Source organism: Ensifer sp. GW821-FHT05G01 (assembly GCF_059419585.1).
Map to the genome: position 1 here is coordinate 424120 of NZ_JBWKSC010000002.1, position 20698 is coordinate 444817.

Annotated in this window: 20 protein-coding genes; 12 read left to right on the plus strand and 8 right to left on the minus strand. The window is 61.4% G+C overall.

Annotated features, from left to right (window positions below; all coding sequences use genetic code 11):
- Positions 1 to 37 precede the first annotated feature (37 nt).
- Complete coding sequence (urtE, locus tag AC07UR_RS07720; protein WP_209789529.1) at positions 38 to 733, plus strand: urea ABC transporter ATP-binding subunit UrtE; 696 nt, start codon at positions 38 to 40, stop codon at positions 731 to 733.
- A 62-nt stretch (positions 734 to 795) separates the two neighbouring features.
- On the opposite strand, the gene AC07UR_RS07725 is transcribed toward urtE, so the two are convergent.
- From AC07UR_RS07725 to AC07UR_RS07745, 5 genes are all read right to left on the minus strand, one after another.
- Complete coding sequence (locus AC07UR_RS07725; protein WP_209789530.1) at positions 796 to 2049, minus strand: LVIVD repeat-containing protein; 1254 nt, start codon at positions 2047 to 2049, stop codon at positions 796 to 798.
- Positions 2050 to 2120: 71 nt separating this feature from the next.
- Positions 2121 to 3164: a substrate-binding domain-containing protein gene (locus AC07UR_RS07730; RefSeq protein ID WP_209789531.1), complete on the minus strand. Its 1044-nt coding sequence runs from the start codon at positions 3162 to 3164 to the stop codon at positions 2121 to 2123.
- Between the two features lie 32 nt (positions 3165 to 3196).
- Positions 3197 to 4219, minus strand: a complete 1023-nt coding sequence (locus tag AC07UR_RS07735) for an ABC transporter permease (RefSeq protein WP_234941687.1) — start codon at positions 4217 to 4219, stop codon at positions 3197 to 3199.
- Between the two features lie 4 nt (positions 4220 to 4223).
- Positions 4224 to 5699 carry a sugar ABC transporter ATP-binding protein gene (locus AC07UR_RS07740; protein ID WP_209789533.1) on the minus strand — a complete coding sequence of 492 codons (1476 nt, stop codon included), beginning with the start codon at positions 5697 to 5699 and terminating at the stop codon, positions 4224 to 4226.
- Positions 5700 to 5800: 101 nt separating this feature from the next.
- Positions 5801 to 5929: a hypothetical protein gene (locus AC07UR_RS07745; RefSeq protein ID WP_268833710.1), complete on the minus strand. Its 129-nt coding sequence runs from the start codon at positions 5927 to 5929 to the stop codon at positions 5801 to 5803.
- Positions 5930 to 6050: 121 nt separating this feature from the next.
- Between AC07UR_RS07745 and AC07UR_RS07750 the strand changes: the two genes are divergently transcribed.
- The 3 genes from AC07UR_RS07750 (at position 6051) to AC07UR_RS07760 (ending at position 9171) form a co-directional block, all read left to right on the plus strand.
- Complete coding sequence (locus AC07UR_RS07750; protein ID WP_209789534.1) at positions 6051 to 7094, plus strand: substrate-binding domain-containing protein; 1044 nt, start codon at positions 6051 to 6053, stop codon at positions 7092 to 7094.
- A 252-nt stretch (positions 7095 to 7346) separates the two neighbouring features.
- Positions 7347 to 7805 (plus strand): RrF2 family transcriptional regulator, encoded by a 459-nt coding sequence (locus AC07UR_RS07755; protein WP_173421780.1) that lies wholly within the window; start codon positions 7347 to 7349, stop codon positions 7803 to 7805.
- A 139-nt stretch (positions 7806 to 7944) separates the two neighbouring features.
- On the plus strand, positions 7945 to 9171 hold the full coding sequence (locus AC07UR_RS07760) for an acyl-CoA dehydrogenase family protein (protein ID WP_209789535.1): 1227 nt from the start codon (positions 7945 to 7947) through the stop codon (positions 9169 to 9171).
- Positions 9172 to 9306: 135 nt separating this feature from the next.
- On the opposite strand, the gene AC07UR_RS07765 is transcribed toward AC07UR_RS07760, so the two are convergent.
- Both AC07UR_RS07765 and AC07UR_RS07770 read right to left on the minus strand, forming a co-directional pair.
- Positions 9307 to 10524, minus strand: a complete 1218-nt coding sequence (locus tag AC07UR_RS07765) for an SfnB family sulfur acquisition oxidoreductase (protein ID WP_209789536.1) — start codon at positions 10522 to 10524, stop codon at positions 9307 to 9309.
- Positions 10525 to 10575: 51 nt separating this feature from the next.
- Positions 10576 to 10878: a hypothetical protein gene (locus AC07UR_RS07770; protein ID WP_494700022.1), complete on the minus strand. Its 303-nt coding sequence runs from the start codon at positions 10876 to 10878 to the stop codon at positions 10576 to 10578.
- A 37-nt stretch (positions 10879 to 10915) separates the two neighbouring features.
- Between AC07UR_RS07770 and AC07UR_RS07775 the strand changes: the two genes are divergently transcribed.
- The 5 genes from AC07UR_RS07775 to AC07UR_RS07795 all read left to right on the plus strand — a co-directional run bounded on the left by AC07UR_RS07775 (position 10916) and on the right by AC07UR_RS07795 (position 14699).
- The gene (locus AC07UR_RS07775; protein WP_209789537.1) at positions 10916 to 11302 is read left to right on the plus strand and encodes a BRA0787 family protein; all 387 of its coding nucleotides are present in this window, start codon (positions 10916 to 10918) and stop codon (positions 11300 to 11302) included.
- A gap of 217 nt (positions 11303 to 11519) precedes the next feature.
- Complete coding sequence (locus AC07UR_RS07780; RefSeq protein ID WP_173421784.1) at positions 11520 to 12422, plus strand: LysR family transcriptional regulator; 903 nt, start codon at positions 11520 to 11522, stop codon at positions 12420 to 12422.
- Positions 12423 to 12517: 95 nt separating this feature from the next.
- Positions 12518 to 13006 carry a GAF domain-containing protein gene (locus tag AC07UR_RS07785; RefSeq protein WP_209789538.1) on the plus strand — a complete coding sequence of 163 codons (489 nt, stop codon included), beginning with the start codon at positions 12518 to 12520 and terminating at the stop codon, positions 13004 to 13006.
- Between the two features lie 58 nt (positions 13007 to 13064).
- On the plus strand, positions 13065 to 14195 hold the full coding sequence (locus tag AC07UR_RS07790) for an FAD-dependent oxidoreductase (RefSeq protein WP_209789539.1): 1131 nt from the start codon (positions 13065 to 13067) through the stop codon (positions 14193 to 14195).
- Positions 14196 to 14519: 324 nt separating this feature from the next.
- Positions 14520 to 14699 (plus strand): hypothetical protein, encoded by a 180-nt coding sequence (locus AC07UR_RS07795; RefSeq protein WP_173421787.1) that lies wholly within the window; start codon positions 14520 to 14522, stop codon positions 14697 to 14699.
- A 1395-nt stretch (positions 14700 to 16094) separates the two neighbouring features.
- Here AC07UR_RS07795 and AC07UR_RS07800 read toward each other — a convergent pair.
- Positions 16095 to 16490, minus strand: a complete 396-nt coding sequence (locus AC07UR_RS07800; protein WP_173421788.1) for a helix-turn-helix domain-containing protein — start codon at positions 16488 to 16490, stop codon at positions 16095 to 16097.
- Positions 16491 to 16802: 312 nt separating this feature from the next.
- Between AC07UR_RS07800 and AC07UR_RS07805 the strand changes: the two genes are divergently transcribed.
- From AC07UR_RS07805 to AC07UR_RS07815, 3 genes are all read left to right on the plus strand, one after another.
- Positions 16803 to 17798, plus strand: a complete 996-nt coding sequence (locus AC07UR_RS07805; protein ID WP_173421789.1) for a LacI family DNA-binding transcriptional regulator — start codon at positions 16803 to 16805, stop codon at positions 17796 to 17798.
- 306 nt (positions 17799 to 18104) lie between these two features.
- Positions 18105 to 19094: a BMP family lipoprotein gene (locus AC07UR_RS07810; protein WP_209789540.1), complete on the plus strand. Its 990-nt coding sequence runs from the start codon at positions 18105 to 18107 to the stop codon at positions 19092 to 19094.
- A 59-nt stretch (positions 19095 to 19153) separates the two neighbouring features.
- Complete coding sequence (locus tag AC07UR_RS07815) at positions 19154 to 20695, plus strand: ABC transporter ATP-binding protein (protein ID WP_209789541.1); 1542 nt, start codon at positions 19154 to 19156, stop codon at positions 20693 to 20695.
- The last annotated feature ends 3 nt before the right edge of the window (positions 20696 to 20698 follow it).

Consider the following 20698-nt stretch of genomic DNA (forward strand, 5'->3'; position numbering starts at 1 on the left):
CGGCTCCACGATAAGCGCGAAGGGAAAGGACGCCTCCATGCTGAGCGTCGAAAACGTCAATCTCCACTATGGTGCCGCACCGGCGCTGCGCAACGTCTCGATCGAGGCGCCTATGGGCAAGATCACCTGCGTTCTCGGTCGCAACGGCGTCGGCAAGTCGAGCTTGCTTCGGGCCATCACCGGACAACATCCGGTCAGCGCCGGGGCGATCGCCTTCAATGGGGTGGCGCTCGGCGGTATGGCGCCCTATCGCCGTGCCAAGGAGGGCATCGGTTACGTGCCGCAGGGCCGCGAGATCTTTCCGCTGCTGACCGTCAAGGAAAACCTGGAAACCGGTTATGCGCCGGTGAAGCGCGCGGACCGTTCGATCCCGGAGGACGTCTTCAACCTGTTCCCCGTGCTCCGCTCGATGCTGGGGCGGCGCGGCGGCGATCTGTCGGGCGGTCAGCAGCAGCAACTGGCGATCGGCCGGGCCCTCGTCACCCGTCCGCGCATCCTGGTGCTCGACGAGCCGACCGAGGGGATCCAGCCATCGATCATCAAGGATATCGGCCGGGCGATCCGCTATCTCCGGGATTCGACGGGCATGGCGATCCTGCTGGTCGAGCAGTATCTCGATTTCTGCCGCGAACTGGCGGACCATGTCTACATCATGGACCGCGGCGCCGTGGTGCATGCTGGGCCGCCGGAGACGCTGGACACAGTCGAGGCCCGGCGCCACCTCACGGTCTAGCGGAAACGCTCTCTGGCCCATCTCCTGATGGAAAATCGTTTCGCACGTATTCTGGAAATGCCTTAGCCGCCATATTCGATGATCGCGAGCCCGGCATTGTAGTCGGTGGCATAGATGATTCCGGCGGCATCGACGAAGACGTCGGCGGACTGGATGACGCGCGGGCGGCCCGCGCGCCGGTCGGTCATTTCGGTCGGTCCGGCCGGAACCAGCGCTCCCGTCTCGCGCGGGCGGTAGGGGTCGGTGATGTCGAAGGCGCGGATGCCGGCATTCTGCCATGTGGCGAAAATCAGCGTTTCCGAGACGAAGGAGCCCGGGCGGTTTTCGTGCAGGTTGTGCGGGCCGAAATGTCCGCCCTTGGCGACGTAGTCGGCCTCCGCGGGGATTGGGAACGTCGAGATGCTGACCGGGTTCGTGGGTTCGCGGATATCGAAGATCCAGGTGTGCTTGCGGCCGTCTTCTTCGTGATCGAGCACAGCCTCGTCGGCAACGACGAGCAGGTCGCGGCCCGGCAGCGGCAACGGCGAGTGCGTTCCGCCGCCAAAGGGCGGCGACCAGTTGCGATGGGCGATCAGCTTCGGGTTGGCATGATCCTTGATGTCGAGGAGCGTCAGGCCGCCATCGCGCCAGCAGGCATAGGCCGTGTCGCCGGAAACCAGCGCATGGTGCAGCGCATAGCGCTTGCCATCCGGCGCCGTCGACACTTCTCCGGCCGCCTTGTTCATGCCCCGCAGCCACCAGCGGCCGACAATTTCGGGCCGGGTCGGATCTGCCATGTCGATGGTGACGAAGATGTAGTCGGTAAAGCCGTCGAACAGCGCCGAGGCATAGGCGTAGCGGCCGCCGACATACCAGAGGCGATGGAAGCCGACGCCATCGATCGTGAGTTCGCCGATCTTGCGCGGGCGGTCGGGAACGGAAATGTCGAAGACCGACATACCGGCGCTCCAGGCGCGCTTGCGGCCGCTGCCCGCGACCGTGTCTCCGACGGACTTTGTGTAGTAGGTCTTTTCATCCGCGAAGGTCTCGACATCGGCGAACAGGTCGAGTGCATTGATGACCAGCAGCAGGTCATCATGGGTCTGCAGGTGGATGTTCCAGGTGTTGGCCGGTGCCGGCACGTAGGTGACCGCACCCGGCTTTTTCGGGTCGCGCACGTCGACGATCGAAAACCCTTGCGACCAGGGATGGGCGACATAGGCAAAGCCCCGATGCACCATCAGTTGCAGACCGTCGCCGCGTCCGCCGATCGGCGAATGGCCGATCAGTTTCATGTTGTTTGTGAAATCGGGCGTGGGAAGGTCGATGCTGCTCATGGTCTTTCCTGTCTCAGTCTTTGGAAAAAAGCGCCGCGCGGATGGGCGCGGCGCCTCTCCGTCATTCGCGATCAGTTGGTGGCCGAGGGGATCCACTCGGCGGTCGCCGCATCGCTCTTGCGGAAGGCCGGGAATTTCTCCTGCAGGTCCTCGATCGTCTTGATCTCGCCCTTGGCAAGATCGTCACGGGTGACGAGGGTCGGCTGCAGCAGCACCGAGGTCCCGGGGAACTGGCCGGCAATCGCAAGCGAAACGGCGCGCACCGAGACTTCGCCGACGACGGCGGCGTTGGTGGCAGCCGTTGCCTGCCAGGCGCTGTCGGGCTCGTTCATCAGCTGGATATCTGCGGTCGAGATGTCGACGCCGTAGATCTTCACCTTGCTGGCAACACCCAGTTCGTCGATCGCGAGCTTCACGCCCTTGGCGAACTCGTCCCAGGGGGTGAAAATGACGGAAATATCCGGGTTTGCGGTCAGCACGGCCTTTGTCTGGTCGGCGACGGAAGCCGGAACCGTGTCGTTGACGACGCCCCAGGTGGCCTTTTCCGTCAGGTTGTGCTTGGCGACGAAGTCTTTCCAGACCGCGTAGCGACGGTCGAGCGGCGCGAAGCCGGCAACATAGACGGCGCCGCCGACGAAGCCGTCACCTTTGTCCTTGACGGCCTGCTCCAGCACCAGTCGGGCCATATCCTTGTCGCTCTGCTCGATCTGCGGGATCTGGGGATTGTCGAGGTTGACGTCATAGGCGACGACCTTGATGCCGGCGTCGAGCGCCTTTTGCGCCACGTCCTTCAGCACTTCCGGGCGACCGTTGTTGATGATGATGCCATCGACGCCGAGGTTGATCGCCTGCTCGATCAGGCTGCGCTGTGTGTCGTTGTCGTTGCGCGCCTGCGAGACCGTCAGGTTGACGTGCAGCGCGTCCGCCTGGCGCTTGACGCCAGCCTCGAAGGCCTGCAGCCAGTCGCCGCCGCCAAGGAAACTGACGACGGCGATGTCGACATCGCCCTTGTCGAACGGTGCTGGCGCGCCATCGATACCAGCCGAAAAGGCGGGACTCGTCATCAGCGTGGCGGCGAAGAGGCCGCCGAGAAGGGTTCGCGTCAAATGCTTCATGGTCAATATCCTCACTCTGTTTGAAGGGATGGTCAGCGCGCCTGGCTGCGGCCGAGGCCGTAGGTAAGCGCGAGCGCGCCGACGAGCACGGCACCCTTGACGAAGTCCTGGGTGTAATAGGGGGCGTTCAGCATGGTCAGGCCGTTGAGCAGGAGCCCGACGAAGACGGCGCCGACAATGGTGCCGAAGACGTTGGGACGGCGCAGGCCGAGGACGGCAAAGCCGATCAGCGCGGCGGCCACCGAATCCATCAGCAACGAGGCGCCTGATGAAACATCTCCACGGCCGACTCGGGCCGCGACGATGATGCCGCCGAGCGAGGCGAGCGTGCCCGAAAGCACATAGGCCAGCGTCTTGAGCCTGGGGACAGACGCGCCGGCAAGCCGGGTCGCCAGTTCGTTGCCGCCGGTGGCAAAGAGGAGGCGGCCGAGGCGCGTGCGCTCCGTCAGCACGAACAGGACGATGGCGACAAGCGCCATGATGACGACGGGGGCGGGGACAACGCCGAAGACGCTCGAGCGTCCGATCACGAGGAACGCCGGATCGTAGGCGCCCGCTGCCGTCGAGCCGTCGGGCAGGATCAGCCCGGCGGAGATCGAGCGCCCGGCCGTCGGGATCAGTTGCAGGCCTGTCAGGAGAAACATCATCGCCAGCGTCGCCAGGAGATCGGGCACGCGCAGGCGCACGATCAGGAAGGCGTTGACGAGGCCAACGAGCGCGCCGAACAGGAGGACCAGCGGCACGGTCTCGTAGACGCCGAGGCCCCAGACGATCATCGAATAGCTGGCGGCCATGACACTCGATGCGGCGACGGCCCCGATCGACAGGTCGAAGCCGCCGACGGCAAGGGTGATCGTAACGCCGGCGCCGAGGATGGCGACGACGGACACGGCCTGCAGGATGCTCATCAGGTTGGTGACGTTGATATAGGCGGGCTGCGCGAGCGCGAAGCCGGTGACCATGACGATGAGCAAGATGAACACGGCGCTGGCGCGGATGGCGGCGCTGATACGCTCGCTGAGCGGGCTTTGGTTTTCGCTGTTGATGATCGTCATCCGCTCAGGCCTCGATTGCTTCAGCCGGAAGCTCCGCATGATGGGCCGGCGTCAATGTGTGATGGTCGATGATCAGAATCCGGTCGGCGACTTCCAGCGCCTCTTCCGGGTCCGAGGTGGCGATCAGGGTGGCGCGTTCGGTGTTGGCGCGGATCGCGGTGATGATGTCGTGACGGGCGCCGACATCGACGCCCTGGAACGGCTCGTCGAGCAAAAGCACGCGGCTCGGTTCGGCATTCCAGCGGCCGAGGATCACCTTTTGCTGATTGCCGCCGGAAAGCGAAGTCATCGGCGCTTCGGGGCCACTTGCCTTGATGCCGAGTGTGTCGATGGCGCGTTGCGCCTCATACCTTTCGCGCGAACCGAGCAGGAAGCCGAGCGGATACCACTTCGGCAGATGAGGCAGGCTGATCGTCGGCGCCAGATTGCTACCGGGCCAATCGGCCGGCATCAGCGAGGAGCGGTGGCGATCTTCGCCGGCCATGAAGATACCCGCCTTGATCGCATCGGCGGGTGTGGCCGGAATATGGGCTTTGCCATCGAGCCGCATCGTGCCGGCGGCAAGGTGGCGCATGCCGAAGATCGTTTGAAGCAAACGGCTCTTGCCGGCGCCGAGCACACCTGTGACGGCGACCACTTCGCCGGGATGAAGCTTGAGGTCGAACGGAGTGCTGCCGGCCACGAGCTGGACACCGGCCAACTCCAGCACCGGCGCGCCCTGAAAGGAACGCGCATCCGGCCGGGCGGCGCGCAAGGGGCGGCCAATCATCGTCTCGACGGCGCGATCGAAGTCGATGGGTCGGGCGAATTCTCCAACAACCGTGCCGCCGCGCATGACGACGGCGCGGTCGGCAAGGGCATTGAGGTCGGCAATGCGGTGCGAGATGAACAGGATCGCCAGGCCGTCGTCACGGAGGCGCCTGAGGATCGTGTAGAGCCGCTCGGACTCTCGTCCCGAAATGCTCGCTGTCGGCTCATCCAGGATCAGCAGAGACGCTTGGCGCGACAGGGCGCGGGCAATGGCGACGAGCTGACGATCGGCTGCCGTCAACTCGGCAAAGTCCCGGTCCAGCGGCAGTGCGAACCCGGCGTTCTCAAGCATGGCCGCGGCCTTGCGGCGAACAGCGGAACGGCTGAGGAAGAAGGGGGCCGAACCGTCGGCATACGCATGCAGCAGCAGTGCGTCGGCGACGGATAGCCCCGGCGCTCCGACGCGCTCGGTCGACTGGTGGACGGTGACCACGCCGGCATCCGTTGCCTCGGCCGGTGAACGGGGAGCATAAGGTCGGCCCGCGAGCGTCATCGTTCCGTGGTCGGCTGCCAGCGTTCCCGCGAGCACGTTGACGAGGGTCGATTTGCCGGCGCCGTTTGCACCCATGAGAGCGACGATTTCGCCGGAGCGGATCTCAAGAGAGGCTCCGGCAAGCGCCTTCGTTGGCCCGAAAGCGTGGGCAAGTCCGTCGATGCGGAGGAGGGGCATTGCTAAACCAATTCGTCACTGCGCGGCAATCAGGGTCGAAAAATATGCATTTTCGGTAGAGAAAGACAGCGCAACGAATGAAAGTAGGTGCCAAACATCCGCTAATATATCGCAAAAATATCCCTGACTTGCGCAATGATCGGAATATTCATCCGAAGACGTTCCTCAGCCATTTCATCTTCGGCGGCCCGCCGCGCAACTTCTGCCGCCAGACCGGCGGTTGTGAGCAAGGCGTTCCTCCGCCGCCTCCGGGATTGGAATGTCTTTATTGTACATAAAAATTGTAGATTATACCATGGCGTCGACGGCTGATGGTCAGCCGCAAGGGTTGAGATCAACAGGAGATCGACAATGCGGTACGGTTTGAAACGCGCGACGACCGCGCTTATGGCTTTGGGGTTTGCGGGCGGTGCTTCGGCCGCCGGGCTGGAGGGCGCGCCAGCGCCCTTCGACAAGGGCGGGGTGAAGGTGGCGCTCATCTCCTACATCTCTTCGGGTGATTTCTTCCAGGCCTATCAGGCTGGCGCCGGGGCGCAGGCCAAGGCGCTGGGCATCGACCTGCGTGTGTTCCCCGGTAAGCAGAATGCGGCGGAGCAGCGCGAGCAGGTGCAACAGGCGATCAATCTCGGCGTTCAGGGTATCGTCGTCGACCACGGGTTGCCGGAATCACTCGGCGATGTCGTCCAGCAGGCGGTCGATGCCGGCGTGAAAGTGGTGGCTTTCGACGTCAATCTGAACAATCCTTCCGTTCCGCAGGTGGAGCAGAGCGATCATGAGCTGGCGCGACTGGCCCTGGAGCAGGCGGTCAAGGATAACGGCACAAGCTTCAAGGCCGGGTACGTCTATGTCGCCGGCTTCGCGCCGCTCGATCGCCGCAACGAGGTCTGGGACAAGTTCAAGGCCGACAATCCCGATGTGGTCGAGAAAGCCCGCTTCGGCAATGTCAGCGACACCACGGCAACGAGCACGGCGGATCAGGCGAAGGCAGCCTTCACCGCCAACCCGGATATATCCATCATCTTCGCGCCCTACGACGAATTCGCCCGCGGTGTGAAGCTCGCCGCCGCCGATCTTGGCATCGCCGACAAATTGAAGATCTATTCGGCCGATGTTTCGACCGCCGATATCCAGGAGATCGTCGAAGACGGTAGCCCCTGGGTGGCGACGGTTGCCACCAACCCGGCCGTTGTCGGTGCCGTCTCGGTCCGTGCCGTTGCGCTCAAGATCGCCGGTCAGGATGTGCCGAAACAGATCCTGGTCAAGCCGGCCCTGTTAACCCAGGAGGCGTTGCGTCAGGCGGGCGTAAAGACGATCGAGGATCTGGCAGCGAAAGTTCCCGCTTTCAGCGCCAGTGACGCGGTTACCGCCGATTGGATCCCCGCGAAGCTTTTTTGACGGTTTTGCATCTGCGGTTCTTGAAGAAACAACTGGGCTTGGAGCAAATCTTTGCTGAGCTGCCTTGAATTCGACAATAAAATTCACAAAATCTATGCAGAAACTTACGTAATTTCTTGAGAGTGACCCGGTTTGGGTGTATGGCATCTTAAGTGAAACAGTGCGGCCGTCACAACCTGTTGCCTCCGGTGATACCAACGTCGGTGCGGAACGGACTTGTGGCGGCCTTTGCGTTCAGGAAAGCGAAGTGCAATGTTGACCAAGAAGGGTAAATACGGGCTGAAGGCTCTTGTCGACCTGGCTCAACTGGAGCCTGGCGAGACCGCCTTCATCACTGAAATCGCCACCCGCAACAATATACCGAAGAAGTTCCTCGACGCGATCCTGCTCGAGCTGCGCAATGCCGGAATCCTGCGCTCGAAAAAGGGCCCTGGCGGCGGCTATTCGCTTTCGAGGCCGGCGTCCGATATCCGCATCGGCCAGGTGATCCGTACGCTGGACGGTCCGCTGGCACCGATCCGTTGCGCAAGCCGCACCGCGTTCGAAGCCTGTGACGACTGTTCCGACCCGGTCAACTGTCACGTGCGCAAATCGATGAGCGACGTGCGCGATGCGGTGGCGTCTATCCTCGACAACATGACGCTTGAACAGTTTGCCGCCAACGACAATGGCAACGAGATCGTCGCGCTCAGGGACGCGGAAGTCGGCTGATCCTTGTCGAGGTCAGCGGTCGTCGTAAAGGTTGTCAGGGGTAGGACTTTCCGGTTCGTCGTCCTGAGTTGAAAATCATTTGCTGTCATTGTCTATAGAATAAATGCACTATTTCGCTTCAATCAATGGAGAGAGGCGAATGAGCAACGTGCATTTCCTCCGGGAACCCGAACCGGCCAATACTGAACAGGAAGAAAAGCGCCAGCATCTGTTCGCGAAGGCGACCGAGCTTTCGGGCCAGTTTGCGCAGCGTGGCGCCGAGCTTGACCGCCTGGGTTTGCCGCCCCGCGACGAAATCGAAGCGCTACGCCAGGCCGGGCTGCTGTCGGCACTGCACGCTCCGGAAATCGGCGGAGCTGGCTTGAGCTGGCTTGATGGGTTGCGTCTTGTCCGGATCATCTCGCGTGGCGAAAGCTCTATCGGCCAGCTGCTCGGCTATCACTATGTCAACAGCCAGTATGTCTACTGGGCGGCTGCCGATGCGAGGCAGGCCTGGGTGCTCGGCGCCGAGACCGTCGAGCGGCAACTCTACTGGGGTGCTGCCGTCAACCCGCGGGATCCCGGGCTAGTGCTCGAACGGCGCGGCGGCCATTATGTGCTCAACGGCCGCAAGACGTTCTCGACCGGCGCGCATGTTTCCGATCGCATCAACGTCAACGCGACGCTCGAGGGCAAAATCGCCAATTTCGTCGTGCCGACCGATCGTCCTGGGTATGTCGCCCATGATGACTGGGACAATATCGGTCAGCGGCTTTCCGATAGCGGCAGCGTCGAGTTCCGCGATTTTCCGGTTTACGAGCGCGATTTCATTCTGCCGCTTGCCGAACCGTTCGATCCGCCTCAGGTGCAAGCGACGTTCAACACGCCGCTGATCCAGCTGGTCTTCGTCAACTTCTATCTCGGCACGGCAGAAGGGGCGCTGGCTGCAGCACTCGATTACATCAGAACGACCACGCGCCCCTGGATCACGTCAGGTGTGTCACGCGCCAGCGAGGACCCCTACATTCTAGAACGTGTCGGCGAATTGCAGGCCGCATTGAAGGCGTCCGTGGCTTTGGCTGATGTGGCGGCCAGTGCAGTCGAGGCCGCGCTGTCGAAGGGCAGGTCCGTGACCGAGCGTGAACGTGGGGACGCCGCGATCGAAGCCTATGCCGCCAAAGTCAACGCCACCCATGTGGCGCTCGATGTGACTGTGAAGGTCTTCGAATTGATGGGTGCGCGCGCCACCGCGGCCCATTATGGTTTCGACCGATATTGGCGCAACGTCCGCACCCACACCCTGCACGACCCGGTCTACTACAAGGCACGCGAGGTTGGCGACTTTGCGCTGAACGACCGTATCCCGCAGGTCAGTCTCTATAGTTGATCGAAAGCAGTGCGGCCGGATTGCAAACATCGCGCTTTGCCAAACGAAAAGGACCGCCCGGGCTTTCCGGGCGGTCCTTTTCGTTTGGCCTAGGATTGGCGGATCTCAAAGCAATGGTGTCGTCCCGTTGCGGTGTCAGAGCGCACCGTTCTTCGGCGGCGTCACGCCGTTCAGGTGGTAGTTGCCGACGACGTGATACTTCCAGCGCACGGGATCGTGCAGCGTGTGGGTGCGGGCATTGCGCCAGTGCCGGTCGAGATTGAGGCCTATGCGGGTCGACGACGTGCCTGCGAGCTCGAACAGGGTGTTGCTGGCTTCGAGTGCGATTTCCGTCGTCAGGACCTTGGCGGCGGCGACAGCCAACGTTGCCTCGATGACGCTTTCCTCGGTGCCGTTGATCTGGGCGATATCGACCTTCTTGCCGGCGCGCTCGACAATGGCGGTCGCCGCCTCGAGGCGGATCGCGAGCTGTCCGATGCGGGCGATCGTCAACGGGTCGTCCGCCGCCCGCTCGACGCCGCTGTCCATCCAGGGGCGAGCGCGGTTGCGCACGAAGTCGAGCGTTTCGGCAAAGGCGGCGCGCGCGATGCCGAGATCGATGCCGGCATGGATGATCTGGCCGACCGAACCGATCGTCGTCGGCCGCTCGAAGCCGCGGTGATGACGCACGACCGCGTCGGCCGTCACGTAGACGTTCTGCAGCACCGTGGTGCCGCTGCCCGTGGTGCGCTGGCCGAAACCGTCCCAGTCGTCGATCACCTGCAGTCCTTCCGCACCGCGCGGCACGAAGGACATCGTGAGTTTCTCGTCCGGATCGAGCGCGAACACGACGACCCATTCGGCAAAGAGCACCCCGGTCGAATAGAACTTGCGGCCATTGAGGCGGTGTCCGAGACCGTCAGGCGTCAGGCGGGTCGCATAGTCGCCGACGGTCTTCGTGTCCTTCTCGGAAAGCGCGTTGCCGAAGCGGTCGCCGGCGAGCGCGCGACCGAAGAAGAACTTCTTCTGTTCTTCCGTGCCGTCGGTGCGCAGCGCCTCGAGAATATAGAAATGATTCTGCGGGATCTGGCCGATCGAACTGTCGGCCGCCGACAGGATGGCGATGATTTCAGCCAGTACCGCATTGGAAACGTCGATGCCGTCATAGTCGGATGGCAGGGTAATTGCGAGCAGCCCTGATTGAGCGAGGGTGTCGAGTTCCTCGAAGGGCAGGATCCGGTCGGTATCCCGCTCGTTTGAGCGTTTGGCAAATTCGCCCGCGAGGTCCCGGGCGATCTCCAGCGCCTCTTCCTCGCTTGCGATCCGGTGTGCCGAGAGCTTTGTCTTCTCGGAAAGCTGCGAGATCGTCCCCATGTGATTGCTCCATGTCGATAGTGGCGCATATCTGTGAATTATCTGGCGTCGTCAGGTAAGATCGTATATTCTATGGAATATATCGATATTAGTTTTTCGTTCCTCATGCTTTGACGAATGGTCGGCATTTTCAAGCCGGTAGCGGAACAAGAGGCACGAAATGGCTGCCGATCCTTGCGGAGTGCGTTTCATCCGAATGCCGCCCCCGCGAGAAAAGCCGAAAAAATCGGCGGTTGCTCGGAACCATTGCCGCACTTCTGCATTTCGCCATGGCCCGCAGTCTACCGATTGTGTGGTCGTCAAAGTACCGGCCACACGGCACGATGACAAATACATGCTGACAGTATTGGCCATTCGCGTTTCCCGGCCTTAACCACTGAAGGAGACACAAATGACGAATTTGCTGCCCGCTCTTCACGAAGGGCACGCCTCCATCATCCTGCACAATCTCTTCAGAGATGCCCTTGAGGCCTATGATGATTGGGGCGAGGGGATGCCTGAACCCGTGGTTTCGTTCGAAGGCAAGGTGCTGCCGATCAGGCACGTTTTCGACCGGATGAAACCTTGCACCGACATCATGCCGGCAAACATGATCGGCATCGTCACCGACGGTCTGACCAAACCCTGGAGTGGTGACGGCCCGCTCGATGAAATGACGTTTTCGACGGCGGCGCGCGTCATGTCGGTTCTGACCAAGCGGCAGTTGCGTCGCTATGGCCGTGGCTCGATCGAGGTCTTTGCCGAACGTTTCAAGCCATCTCTGCACGTCGACGTCTGATCGCCGGAGCATTACAAACAGGCCGGAGAGCGGCAGCGCTCTTCGGCATTCGTATCGATCCTTATCCCCCTCGACAGAACAGCAGACCCGCTCGGTGGCATCTCGGCGCGCCGCCGCGGTCCGCCGGCAAGCCAATGCCGCCGAATCCCGCTTCCTAGTTTCTCCGCCTTTTCGTAAACACAAAAGCGAAGACGGCAACGGGGATGGTGGGGTCGGCATGAATTTTCGACAATTGGAAGTGCTGCGCACGTTGCTTGCCACCGGTTCCACGATTGCGGCGGCAAAGACCATGGGGCTCAGCCAGTCCGGTGTCAGCCGCCTGCTTCAGCAATTGGAGGAGGATCTTTCGCTGACCTTGTTTGCGCGCGACAAGGGCCGGCTGATCCCGACGCCGGAGGCGCTGAAGCTGTCTGAGGATGCTGAGCACATCCTGCTCGGGATCGATCGTTTCACCAATCTCGCCCAGGATCTTCGCAGCGGCGCCGTCGGCCCCGAGGTCGTGCGCATTGGCCTGCCGAACAGCATGTCGGAAAGCTTCGCCCCCGCAATGTTGGCCGACTACGCCAAGGACTTTCCGGGTGTTCGCGTCGAAACCTTCTTCGATACGACGGTGGCAATTGCCCGCCTGGTGGAGCAGCGCGTCATCGATTTCGGCTTCCTGCGCTACGAGGGGCAATTGAGCGCCAGCCTCGAAATGCAGCCGGTGGCGGGCGGCGTCAGCGTCTGCGTCATGGCGAAGAACCATCCGCTGACGGCACTCGACCATGTCACCCCGAAGGAGCTGAGGGGTATCCCGCTGATCTTGATCGGTCGTCGCCGGCCGACCCGGGTCATGCTCGACGAAATCTTTCGAAAGGCCGGCGTGCCGCAGAAGGTCAGGATCGAGACGCACAGCAACAGCTCGGCCTGCGCCTATGCCGCCCACGATCTCGGGGTGGCAATCATCAGCAGCTTTTTCGCCAACCTGCATCGGCACCTGCCGATCGAGATCAGAAGCTTTTCGCCGCACCTGACGCAGGATTTCGGCGTCGCGACCGCCGCCGGCGTGCCGCTGTCGATTGCGGCGCAGGCGATGATCGATTGCCTGAAAAGGCAAATTGCCGCTTCGCAGGAGCCGTAGGTGCATGCGAGGTCGGCGGCGCGCATGCGCCGCAATTGGCAAACCTTGCTTGCGACACTACATTGCCGGTCCATGCTTTGAGAGAGTGATAGATCATGTTCCAGGCTGCCGTAATCGACACAGGCAACAAGAGCGAATTCTACCGGGAACTGGCGCAGCAACTCGAAGCCCTGCTGCACGGTGAGCCCAACATGATCGCCAACGCCGCCAACACCTCGGCGCTGATGTTCCAGACGATGCCCGATCTCAATTGGGCCGGCTTCTACTTCCTCGACACCGATGACGAACTGGTCCTCGGGCCGTTCCAGGGCAAGCCCGCCTGCGTGCGCATTCCCGTCGGCCGCGGCGTCTGCGGCACGGCGGTGAAGGAAGGGCGATCGATCCTCGTGGAAGACGTGCACGCATTCCCGGGCCATATCGCCTGCGATGCGGCATCGCGCTCCGAACTCGTGGTTCCTGTCAGGCGCGATGGCCGGGTGATCGGCGTAATCGACCTCGACAGCCCAGAGCCTGCGCGCTTCGACCGGGACGACCAGGCCGGCATCGAACAACTAGCCGCGATCTTTGCGGCGGCGATCGGCTGAAGGCGATTGCTGTGAATGGTTTTTCAAGGGTTGGTCGGTTCTCGGGCCTGACTGCGCGATGACAGATATCCAAGATACCGTTGCGCCGACCGACGAGGCAGAGGCGCATGCCAGCGTCGCCCGCAAGATCGACATCGTCGTCATTGGCGCCGGTCAGGCGGGCCTGTCTTCGGCCTACCATTTGAGCCGGCTCGGGCTGTCACCGCAGATGCAATACGTCGTGGTCGACCGATCGCCGCAGCCGGGCGGCGCCTGGCAGTTCCGCTGGCCGTCGCTGACGCTCAGCACCGTCAACGGTATTCACGATCTGCCCGGCATGAAGTTTGCCGATGCTGTCGACACCAGCAAGGGTGAGGTTCACGCCGCCGTTGCGGTTCCGCAGTATTACGGCGCCTACGAGAAGGCATTCGACCTTCCGGTCCGCCGGCCGGTCGCCGTCAAGGTCGTTTGCGACAGGGGCGAACGTTTCAGGGTCGAGACCGACGCCGGCGTCTATGCCGCACGCGGCATCATCAACGCCACCGGAACCTGGGAATCCCCCTACATTCCGCGCTATCCGGGATCGGATTTGTTCAAGGGTCGACAACTGCACACGAAGGACTATCAGACTGCCGATGCGTTTGCCGGCCAGCGCGTGCTGGTCGTCGGCGGCGGCATCTCGGCGATCCAGCTTTTGGATGAAATATCGCAGGTGACGTCGACCACATGGGTCACGCGCGAGGAACCGGCCTTCCGTGACGCACCTTTCACGCCCGAGGTCGGGCGCGCGGCTGTCGCCATGGTCGAGGACCGTGTCCGCCGCGGTCTGCCACCGGGCTCGGTCGTTTCCGTCACCGGTATTCCGGTGACGCCGGCGATCCTGGCCGCCCGCGCACGCGGTGCGCTTGATCGTCAGCCGATGTTTGCCGAGCTAACCGGGCATGGTGTGCGCTGGCCGGACGGCCGCGAGCAGGCCTTCGACGTCATTCTTTGGAGCACCGGCTTTCGAAGCGCGCTCGATCACCTGGCACCGCTTCAACTGCGCAATGCCGATGGCGGCATCCTGATGACCGGCCGGCTTGCGACACAGGTGGCGAAGGACCCGAGAATTCATCTTGTCGGCTATGGCCCGTCTGCGTCCACCATCGGTGCAAACCGGGCAGGCGGCGCGGCTGCCCGTGAGCTTGCCGAACACCTTCATCTGCTTTGATTGCCCGCGGGCGCAAACTTCCGGATATTGGCGATCGGTACCCAGAATAAGTGTGCCCTGTTCAGCGTCCCGGCACGGCGCTGACGTTGGCCATGCGCCAATGCGCGACAGCGCAAAATATCGCTTGAGCCGGACGTTGCGTCATACCTTAAGCATGATTCTCGAGGCGGCTTGAACAGCCAAGCGCCTAGCGGGGCCAACCGAGTTTGCAGGCCCCCTCGTCGATGCTGACCGACGCTCTTGGCGCTCTGCGTCCAGCGGACGGTGACGCCAGAGATTTCGTCTGGCTGCGCATGAAGGTGACACCGAAGGATAGGGTCGCGGATGAAGGTGCAGGCAACGCAGAAGAAGCGGCAACCGGTTGCCATTGCCATGCGCCTTGTGGCGACCGGCATGGTGCTGGTCTTGCTCACCTTCGCTATCGTGTCGGCCGTCAGCGCCACGCGTCCACGCGGCGGCCACCTTTTTCCCAACCTCAAGATCGGATTCAATATGCGCTGGTGACCGAGGCGCGCAGCAAAGGGCCTTGCAGGTCGACGGGCGTTTCGGCAGGGCATGGCGCCCCGCCGTCTGCGCCTCCCCATCCCCCGTCGCGGTGTGTTGACCCGTGCTCGCCTGCTTCCGGCACATTTGACAAATGCGAGAACCGCTGCGCTCGAGCCGGTCGCTGCGATGGTCGGTGGAATAGCGTCGGGTTGATGCTCGAAGAGGGCTACCCCGACGGTTTGACCTTGGGTCAAGTTTTGCGTGGCTGTCGCGTCATCAGGCGGCGGCGACCCGGCAGCACCATCCGAACGCGGCACTAGTCCCACGAGGTTGCCGGACGCCTGGATGGAGAGCAACGATGCGGCCGCTTGGAAGCCCCGCTCCCTGAATATTTGTGCCCACGCAGGCAGGCTTTCGTTCGCTTCAGGTGCTGCAAGAACTATTCTGGCGTAGGCCATAACCAACGGCGCAACGTCGACGGAGCCAATCGACCCCATTGCCATCCCAACCTCTCGGGTGATGGCGGGATGCCGAGCAGTAGCAATCGCGACAAGGACGTGACGAGCGCCAATGAACTCATCTTTTCCCCCCGTTCGCCTTCGGATGGAAAATGCATCGTCGAAGCTGGCCGCGAGACCCGGCGAAAGAGCCAACGGCCTTCGTTGCATTGACTTCGGCCGCAACGCTCCGAGCAGCGTAGTCCGGCCAACCATTTCGGCTAGGATGCTAAAGGTGACGTGATTGGTGGTAGAGGCCCTCGAATGTTGACCAAGACGGAGAACTTCTTCGAGATAGCTGGAAACATCTGCAGTGGGCGGAGACGGGTAGTGTTCGATCGCTATGAGACCGCCAAGAACCATCTTTATCTCACGCGAAACATTCCCCATCTAAGAGCTCCGCAACTGTCTTCCACATCTGATTCGCCATTTTAGTCCCCCTAGGCTCCGTAGTTAGAGTAGTTCTTGTTACGATTTAGTTTGTGAGGGGGGGTGCACGTTAGCAGTTGCGGCGTTCCCAATTCGCGCGCCTCATACGAACACCGGTTTGACCCGCTGCCTCCATCAGGGGCTGGATCGGCGCTCCGGCATTCCAGCACCGTTGGTGAGCAATTCGAGAGTAGGACACAAATACGGAGACAGCGGCCTCCACGTTGAGCCGCGCGGGATTTCCGTCCAGGGCTCATGATGGCCAGAGCACGACCCTCGATGGGCACGACATTCTGGCGCTTCAACGGTTGGGTAGTCCAGCGGAACTCCCTAGCGATCGTCACTAGTGTTAGTGGAATTCTCTAGTGAGCTACCGGCAAATCTTAGTGGATTGCCATTCCTGTCCCTTGCGCCTTCAGGCGAACTGCCGACGACACAACGATCTCGGAGGCTTCGTCGCCTCAGATAACCGACGGGGTGGTGGCTATCATTCGTCTGTTAGCGGGGATTGCGTTGCGTCGAGACGTGCCAGTGATGTGACCAGCTTGGCTACGGCGTCACGCTGGGAGGCAGAAGCGATCTTGTCGAACTGGCCCGCCAACTTGAGAGCCGCTACGCTGACCGTCGGAACGGGTACTGTGTTGGTGCTCGCATCCACGTCAGCGAAGAGCTGTGCAATGCTACAATCGAGCGCCTGGGACATGGCGACCAGCTTGCTTGCCGAGATTCGGTTGATGCCCTTCTCGTATTTCTGAACCTGCTGAAATGTCAGCCCGAGCTTCTCGCCCAGCGTTTCCTGCGACATGCCGAGCATGTTTCGGATCTGCCGGACGTTGCGGCCGACGGTCACGTCGATTTCGTTTGGGGCCTTGGGATTAGGCATGATGGTCTCCTTCGGTGCAAAGTCGCGAGCGGGGGCGGAAAATGAGGTTCGAAGGTCCCTGTGTCTACTCCCAGAACTGACGGTTGTCAGTTTTAACGCGCACGAAGACCCATTTTCAGCAGTGGCGGGCACCGACGTGGCTTCCCAGTGCAGCTTACAAAAAGGGCGCTGAAAGTAGCTCATTGGGCATCGATCGGTGCCGCAGCTCCTAATTTGCGGTCGACAGGCAGGTGGACATTCACGCTGTTTGCACGCTAGACGAGGAAGAATAAATGTGTCGGTAGCAGCATCGGCATTAGGCGGTGAGAACGCGTGGCAGCCACAATTAAGGACATAGCGAGGAGAGCCGGGGTCTCCACTGCTACGGTTTCGAAGGTCCTGAATCGAAAGGATTCGGTGATCGGCGATGAGACGCGCCAGAAGGTTCTGTCGCTCGCACGTGAACTGAACTACACGCCGAACTCCCTGGCGCGCTCGCTCGTCACGCGGAAGTCCCATGTCATCGGCATTATCGTGCCCGATATCCTCAATCCTTATTTCACTGAATTGGTGAGGTCTTGCGACGATGCCGCCCGTCTGCGCGGCTATACGACGCTCGTCTGCAACTCTGAGGGGATAGCCGAGATTGAGACGGCGCATCTGACCTCCTTCGGCGGTCATCGCGTGGACGGGATACTGCTCGCAGCCAGCGACGTCGTTCCCGACACGGAGCTTCTCGACGCCTTGCGTATTCCCGTCGTGTGTATGGACCGGGAGATCGGTCCCCTGGCGCAACTCGTCGGTATCGTCGATACGGATTATCGAAGCGGCGCATATCAGGCGACGAGGCATCTCATTGAAAAGGGACATACCCGTATCGCGTTCCTAAGTGGCGCGCCGCATCGGTCGAACACCCAGATCCGTCTTTCGGGATACAAGGATGCCCTTAGCGAGGCGGGCATCGCTTTCGATCCGGATCTAATACGGTGCAAGGAGTTTCAGCACCGGTTCGGCCACCAGGCGACGCTGGACTTGCTCGATCACACGTCGTTTTCGGCGATCTGCTGCATGAATGACATGCTGGCGATCGGGGCGATGGTGGCCCTGCGGGAGCGCGGCAAGCGCGTGCCGGAAGACTGTGCCGTCATCGGCTTCGACAACATCTACCTCTCCCCACTGCTGGAGCACCCACTTTCCACAGTTGACAGGCGCATTGCTCATTCGGGCCGCGTCGCGACCGATGCCCTCATCGACTTCCTCGATGACGCCGATCGCACCCTCACGGCAGTCACCATTACCCCGACGGTCGTTAGTCGCACCACGACCTAGCATGAAACCGGCGGCGGGGCGTCGGTCTGCCTATTGAGCGCATAAGAAGCCCATCCGCTACTCATTCGCACGGGCCAAAGCTGCGCCGGGTTTGGTCCTCGATCACGTTTTTTAGCGATCCCTATGATGACGCTTGACGAAGCCGTTTCTGCACAGTTACACGTTTACCTGCGCTTAGGTACACGTTTAACTAACGCGAAAATGGCCGATTCATGATTGACAACGGAAATTTGGATTGGCATTTGTATAGACATTAAACCGGTCGAGCCGGAGCGGGCGTTCCGGTATCCAGGGAGGGGAATGACAATGCGGAAATATCTGATGGCAACGGTTGCACTGATGGCCATGGCTGCCAGCGCGACGGCGGCCGACTTCAATCCGGCGATCGTCTACGGAACGAGCGGCAAGTTCGATAAGTCGTTCAACGAAATGGCTTACACCGGCGCTGAAAAGTTCAAGGCGGACACCGGATCTGAGTATCGCGATTTTGAGGCACAGGCTGACTCCCAGGCGGAGCAGGGCATCCGCAACTTCGCAAGCCGTGGCTTCAGCCCCGTGATCGTTACGAACTTCGGTTACAAGGATCAACTGGCCAAGGTCGCCAAGGAATTCCCCGATATCGACTTCGTTATGCTCGATGACGTGGTCGATCTTCCCAATGTCCGGTCCGTGACCTTCAAGGAAGAGCAGGGCTCCTACGTCGTTGGCTTGATTGCCGCGCTTTCGTCAAAGAGCAAGGCCGTTGGCTTCATCGGTGGCATGGATATCCCGATCATCCGCAAGTTCGGATGCGGTTATGCGCAGGGCGCGGCTGCGGGCGGCGCGACGAACATCATACGTAACATGACGGGCACGACGAATTCCGCCTTCAATGACCCGGTCAAGGGAGGCGAGATTGCTGCCTCCCAGATGGGCCAGGGAGCGGACGTGATCTTCGCCGCGGCTGGCGGCACGGGCATCGGCGTCCTGCAGAAAGTAGCTGACACCGGCAAGTTCGCGATCGGTGTCGACTCCAACCAGAACTACATGCATCCGGGCGTCATGCTGACCTCCATGGTCAAACGCGTCGACGTTGCCGTCTACAGCGCCTTGAAGGATGCGAAGGAAGGCAGATTCACCGGCGGCGTGCAATCGCTGGGCCTGGCTGAAAATGGCGTCGACTGGGCACTCGACGAAAACAATCGCAGCCTGATCAGCCCGGAAGTCGAGGCGGCCGCCGCGAAGGCGAAGCAAGAGATCTCCGCAGGTACTCTCGAAGTCCACGACTACATGTCGGACGACAAGTGCCCCCTATAAGTGACCGTGGGGCGGGCGCAGTAGCGCTCGCCCAATCGGAGCCTTACCTGGAGGAGGCCATGCAAGCAGAAATCAGCTCCGCGAAGAACGTGTTGGAGCTTACCGGCATCAACAAGAGTTTCGGTTCGGTTGTTGCGAACAAGGATGTGAACCTCGCAGTCAAGGTGGGCAGCATTCACGGCATCGTTGGTGAGAACGGTGCTGGAAAATCGACCCTGATGTCGATTCTTTACGGCTTCTATCAAGCCGACACCGGCGCTATCCGGGTCGACGGCAGAGAGGTCGGAATTCCTGATAGTCGCGCAGCGATCGCTCACGGCATCGGCATGGTTCACCAGCATTTCAAGTTGGTCGAGAATTTCACCGTTCTGGAAAACATCATCCTCGGTGCAGAAGAGGGGGCTTTCCTTCCCTCCAGTCGGCGTAAGGCACGTCTCGAACTGCAACGTCTTGCCAAGGAATACGAACTGCAGGTCGACCTCGAGGCAATCACTGAAAACCTGCCGGTCGGGGTTCAGCAGCGCGTCGAAATCCTCAAGGCTCTCTATCGCCAGGCGCGAATTCTCATTCTTGATGAGCCGACCGGTGTTTTGACGCCAAGCGAGGCCGACCACCTGTTCCGCATCCTTCGGCGTCTTCGGGACGAAGGTAAGAGCGTTATCCTGATCACCCACAAGCTGCGTGAGATCATGGACGCGACAGATACGGTCTCGGTCATGCGGCGTGGCGAGTTGATCGCGACCGCCCCGACCTCCTCGATGACGAAGGAGAGCCTTGCAGAACTCATGGTCGGCCGACGTGTTCTGTTGCGCGTCGACAAGTCACCATCGAAGCCAGGAGAGGTCGTTTTCGATATCAGAGGCCTGAACGTTCGCGACCAGCGCGGTGTGCGTATGGTCAAAGACGTTTCTTTCTCTGTTCGCGCTGGAGAAATCGTTGGTATCGCAGGTGTGGCCGGTAACGGCCAAACGGAACTTCTCGAAGCGCTGGCCGGAAACTGCGTTCCGGAATCCGGTACAGTTCTTCTGAACGACGCGGAGATTGCCGCCGACCCGTTCAAGCGTCGAGAGGCGGGCGTGGCCCATGTGCCTGAAGACAGGCACGCAATCGGCCTCATCCTGTCGTTCCCGCTGCGAGAAAATGCCAGCCTCGGTTATCATCGGCGTCCGGAATTCGGAACAAGCCCGATGCTGAAGCGCTCGAAGCTTCAGCAATATGCCCAGGCGTACATTTCCGACTACGACATCCGGCCGCCGAACGCCGATCTGCGCACTTCGCTCTTCTCGGGCGGGAACCAGCAAAAGATCGTGTTGGCGCGCGAGATCGAACACGATCCGGCCGTACTGCTCGTCGGCCAGCCAACGCGCGGCGTCGACATCGGGGCCATTGAATTCATCCATCGAAGGCTGATCGAACTGCGCGACCAGAACAAGGCAATCCTTCTCGTCTCGGTCGAACTTGACGAGATCAGAGCGCTCTCCGACCGCATCCTCGTCATGTTCGATGGGGCGATCGTGGGGGAGGCGAGCCCGGACGCATCCGAGCGCGAGCTCGGCCTGCTCATGGCTGGCATTGCGGAACAAGATCAAGGGAGAGGCTAAGGT

Excerpts from the sequence above, each read along its gene's own strand:
- urtE (WP_209789529.1), top strand. The coding sequence starts at position 38 with ATGCTGAGCGTCGAAAACGTCAATCTCCACTATGGTGCCGCACCGGCG.
- AC07UR_RS07725 (WP_209789530.1), bottom strand. The coding sequence starts at position 2,049 with ATGAGCAGCATCGACCTTCCCACGCCCGATTTCACAAACAACATGAAA.
- AC07UR_RS07730 (WP_209789531.1), bottom strand. The coding sequence starts at position 3,164 with ATGAAGCATTTGACGCGAACCCTTCTCGGCGGCCTCTTCGCCGCCACG.
- AC07UR_RS07735 (WP_234941687.1), bottom strand. The coding sequence starts at position 4,219 with ATGACGATCATCAACAGCGAAAACCAAAGCCCGCTCAGCGAGCGTATC.
- AC07UR_RS07740 (WP_209789533.1), bottom strand. The coding sequence starts at position 5,699 with ATGCCCCTCCTCCGCATCGACGGACTTGCCCACGCTTTCGGGCCAACG.
- AC07UR_RS07750 (WP_209789534.1), top strand. The coding sequence starts at position 6,051 with ATGCGGTACGGTTTGAAACGCGCGACGACCGCGCTTATGGCTTTGGGG.
- AC07UR_RS07755 (WP_173421780.1), top strand. The coding sequence starts at position 7,347 with ATGTTGACCAAGAAGGGTAAATACGGGCTGAAGGCTCTTGTCGACCTG.
- AC07UR_RS07760 (WP_209789535.1), top strand. The coding sequence starts at position 7,945 with ATGAGCAACGTGCATTTCCTCCGGGAACCCGAACCGGCCAATACTGAA.
- AC07UR_RS07765 (WP_209789536.1), bottom strand. The coding sequence starts at position 10,524 with ATGGGGACGATCTCGCAGCTTTCCGAGAAGACAAAGCTCTCGGCACAC.
- AC07UR_RS07770 (WP_494700022.1), bottom strand. The coding sequence starts at position 10,878 with ATGGCCAATACTGTCAGCATGTATTTGTCATCGTGCCGTGTGGCCGGT.
- AC07UR_RS07775 (WP_209789537.1), top strand. The coding sequence starts at position 10,916 with ATGACGAATTTGCTGCCCGCTCTTCACGAAGGGCACGCCTCCATCATC.
- AC07UR_RS07780 (WP_173421784.1), top strand. The coding sequence starts at position 11,520 with ATGAATTTTCGACAATTGGAAGTGCTGCGCACGTTGCTTGCCACCGGT.
- AC07UR_RS07785 (WP_209789538.1), top strand. The coding sequence starts at position 12,518 with ATGTTCCAGGCTGCCGTAATCGACACAGGCAACAAGAGCGAATTCTAC.
- AC07UR_RS07790 (WP_209789539.1), top strand. The coding sequence starts at position 13,065 with ATGACAGATATCCAAGATACCGTTGCGCCGACCGACGAGGCAGAGGCG.
- AC07UR_RS07795 (WP_173421787.1), top strand. The coding sequence starts at position 14,520 with ATGAAGGTGCAGGCAACGCAGAAGAAGCGGCAACCGGTTGCCATTGCC.
- AC07UR_RS07800 (WP_173421788.1), bottom strand. The coding sequence starts at position 16,490 with ATGCCTAATCCCAAGGCCCCAAACGAAATCGACGTGACCGTCGGCCGC.
- AC07UR_RS07810 (WP_209789540.1), top strand. The coding sequence starts at position 18,105 with ATGCGGAAATATCTGATGGCAACGGTTGCACTGATGGCCATGGCTGCC.
- AC07UR_RS07815 (WP_209789541.1), top strand. The coding sequence starts at position 19,154 with ATGCAAGCAGAAATCAGCTCCGCGAAGAACGTGTTGGAGCTTACCGGC.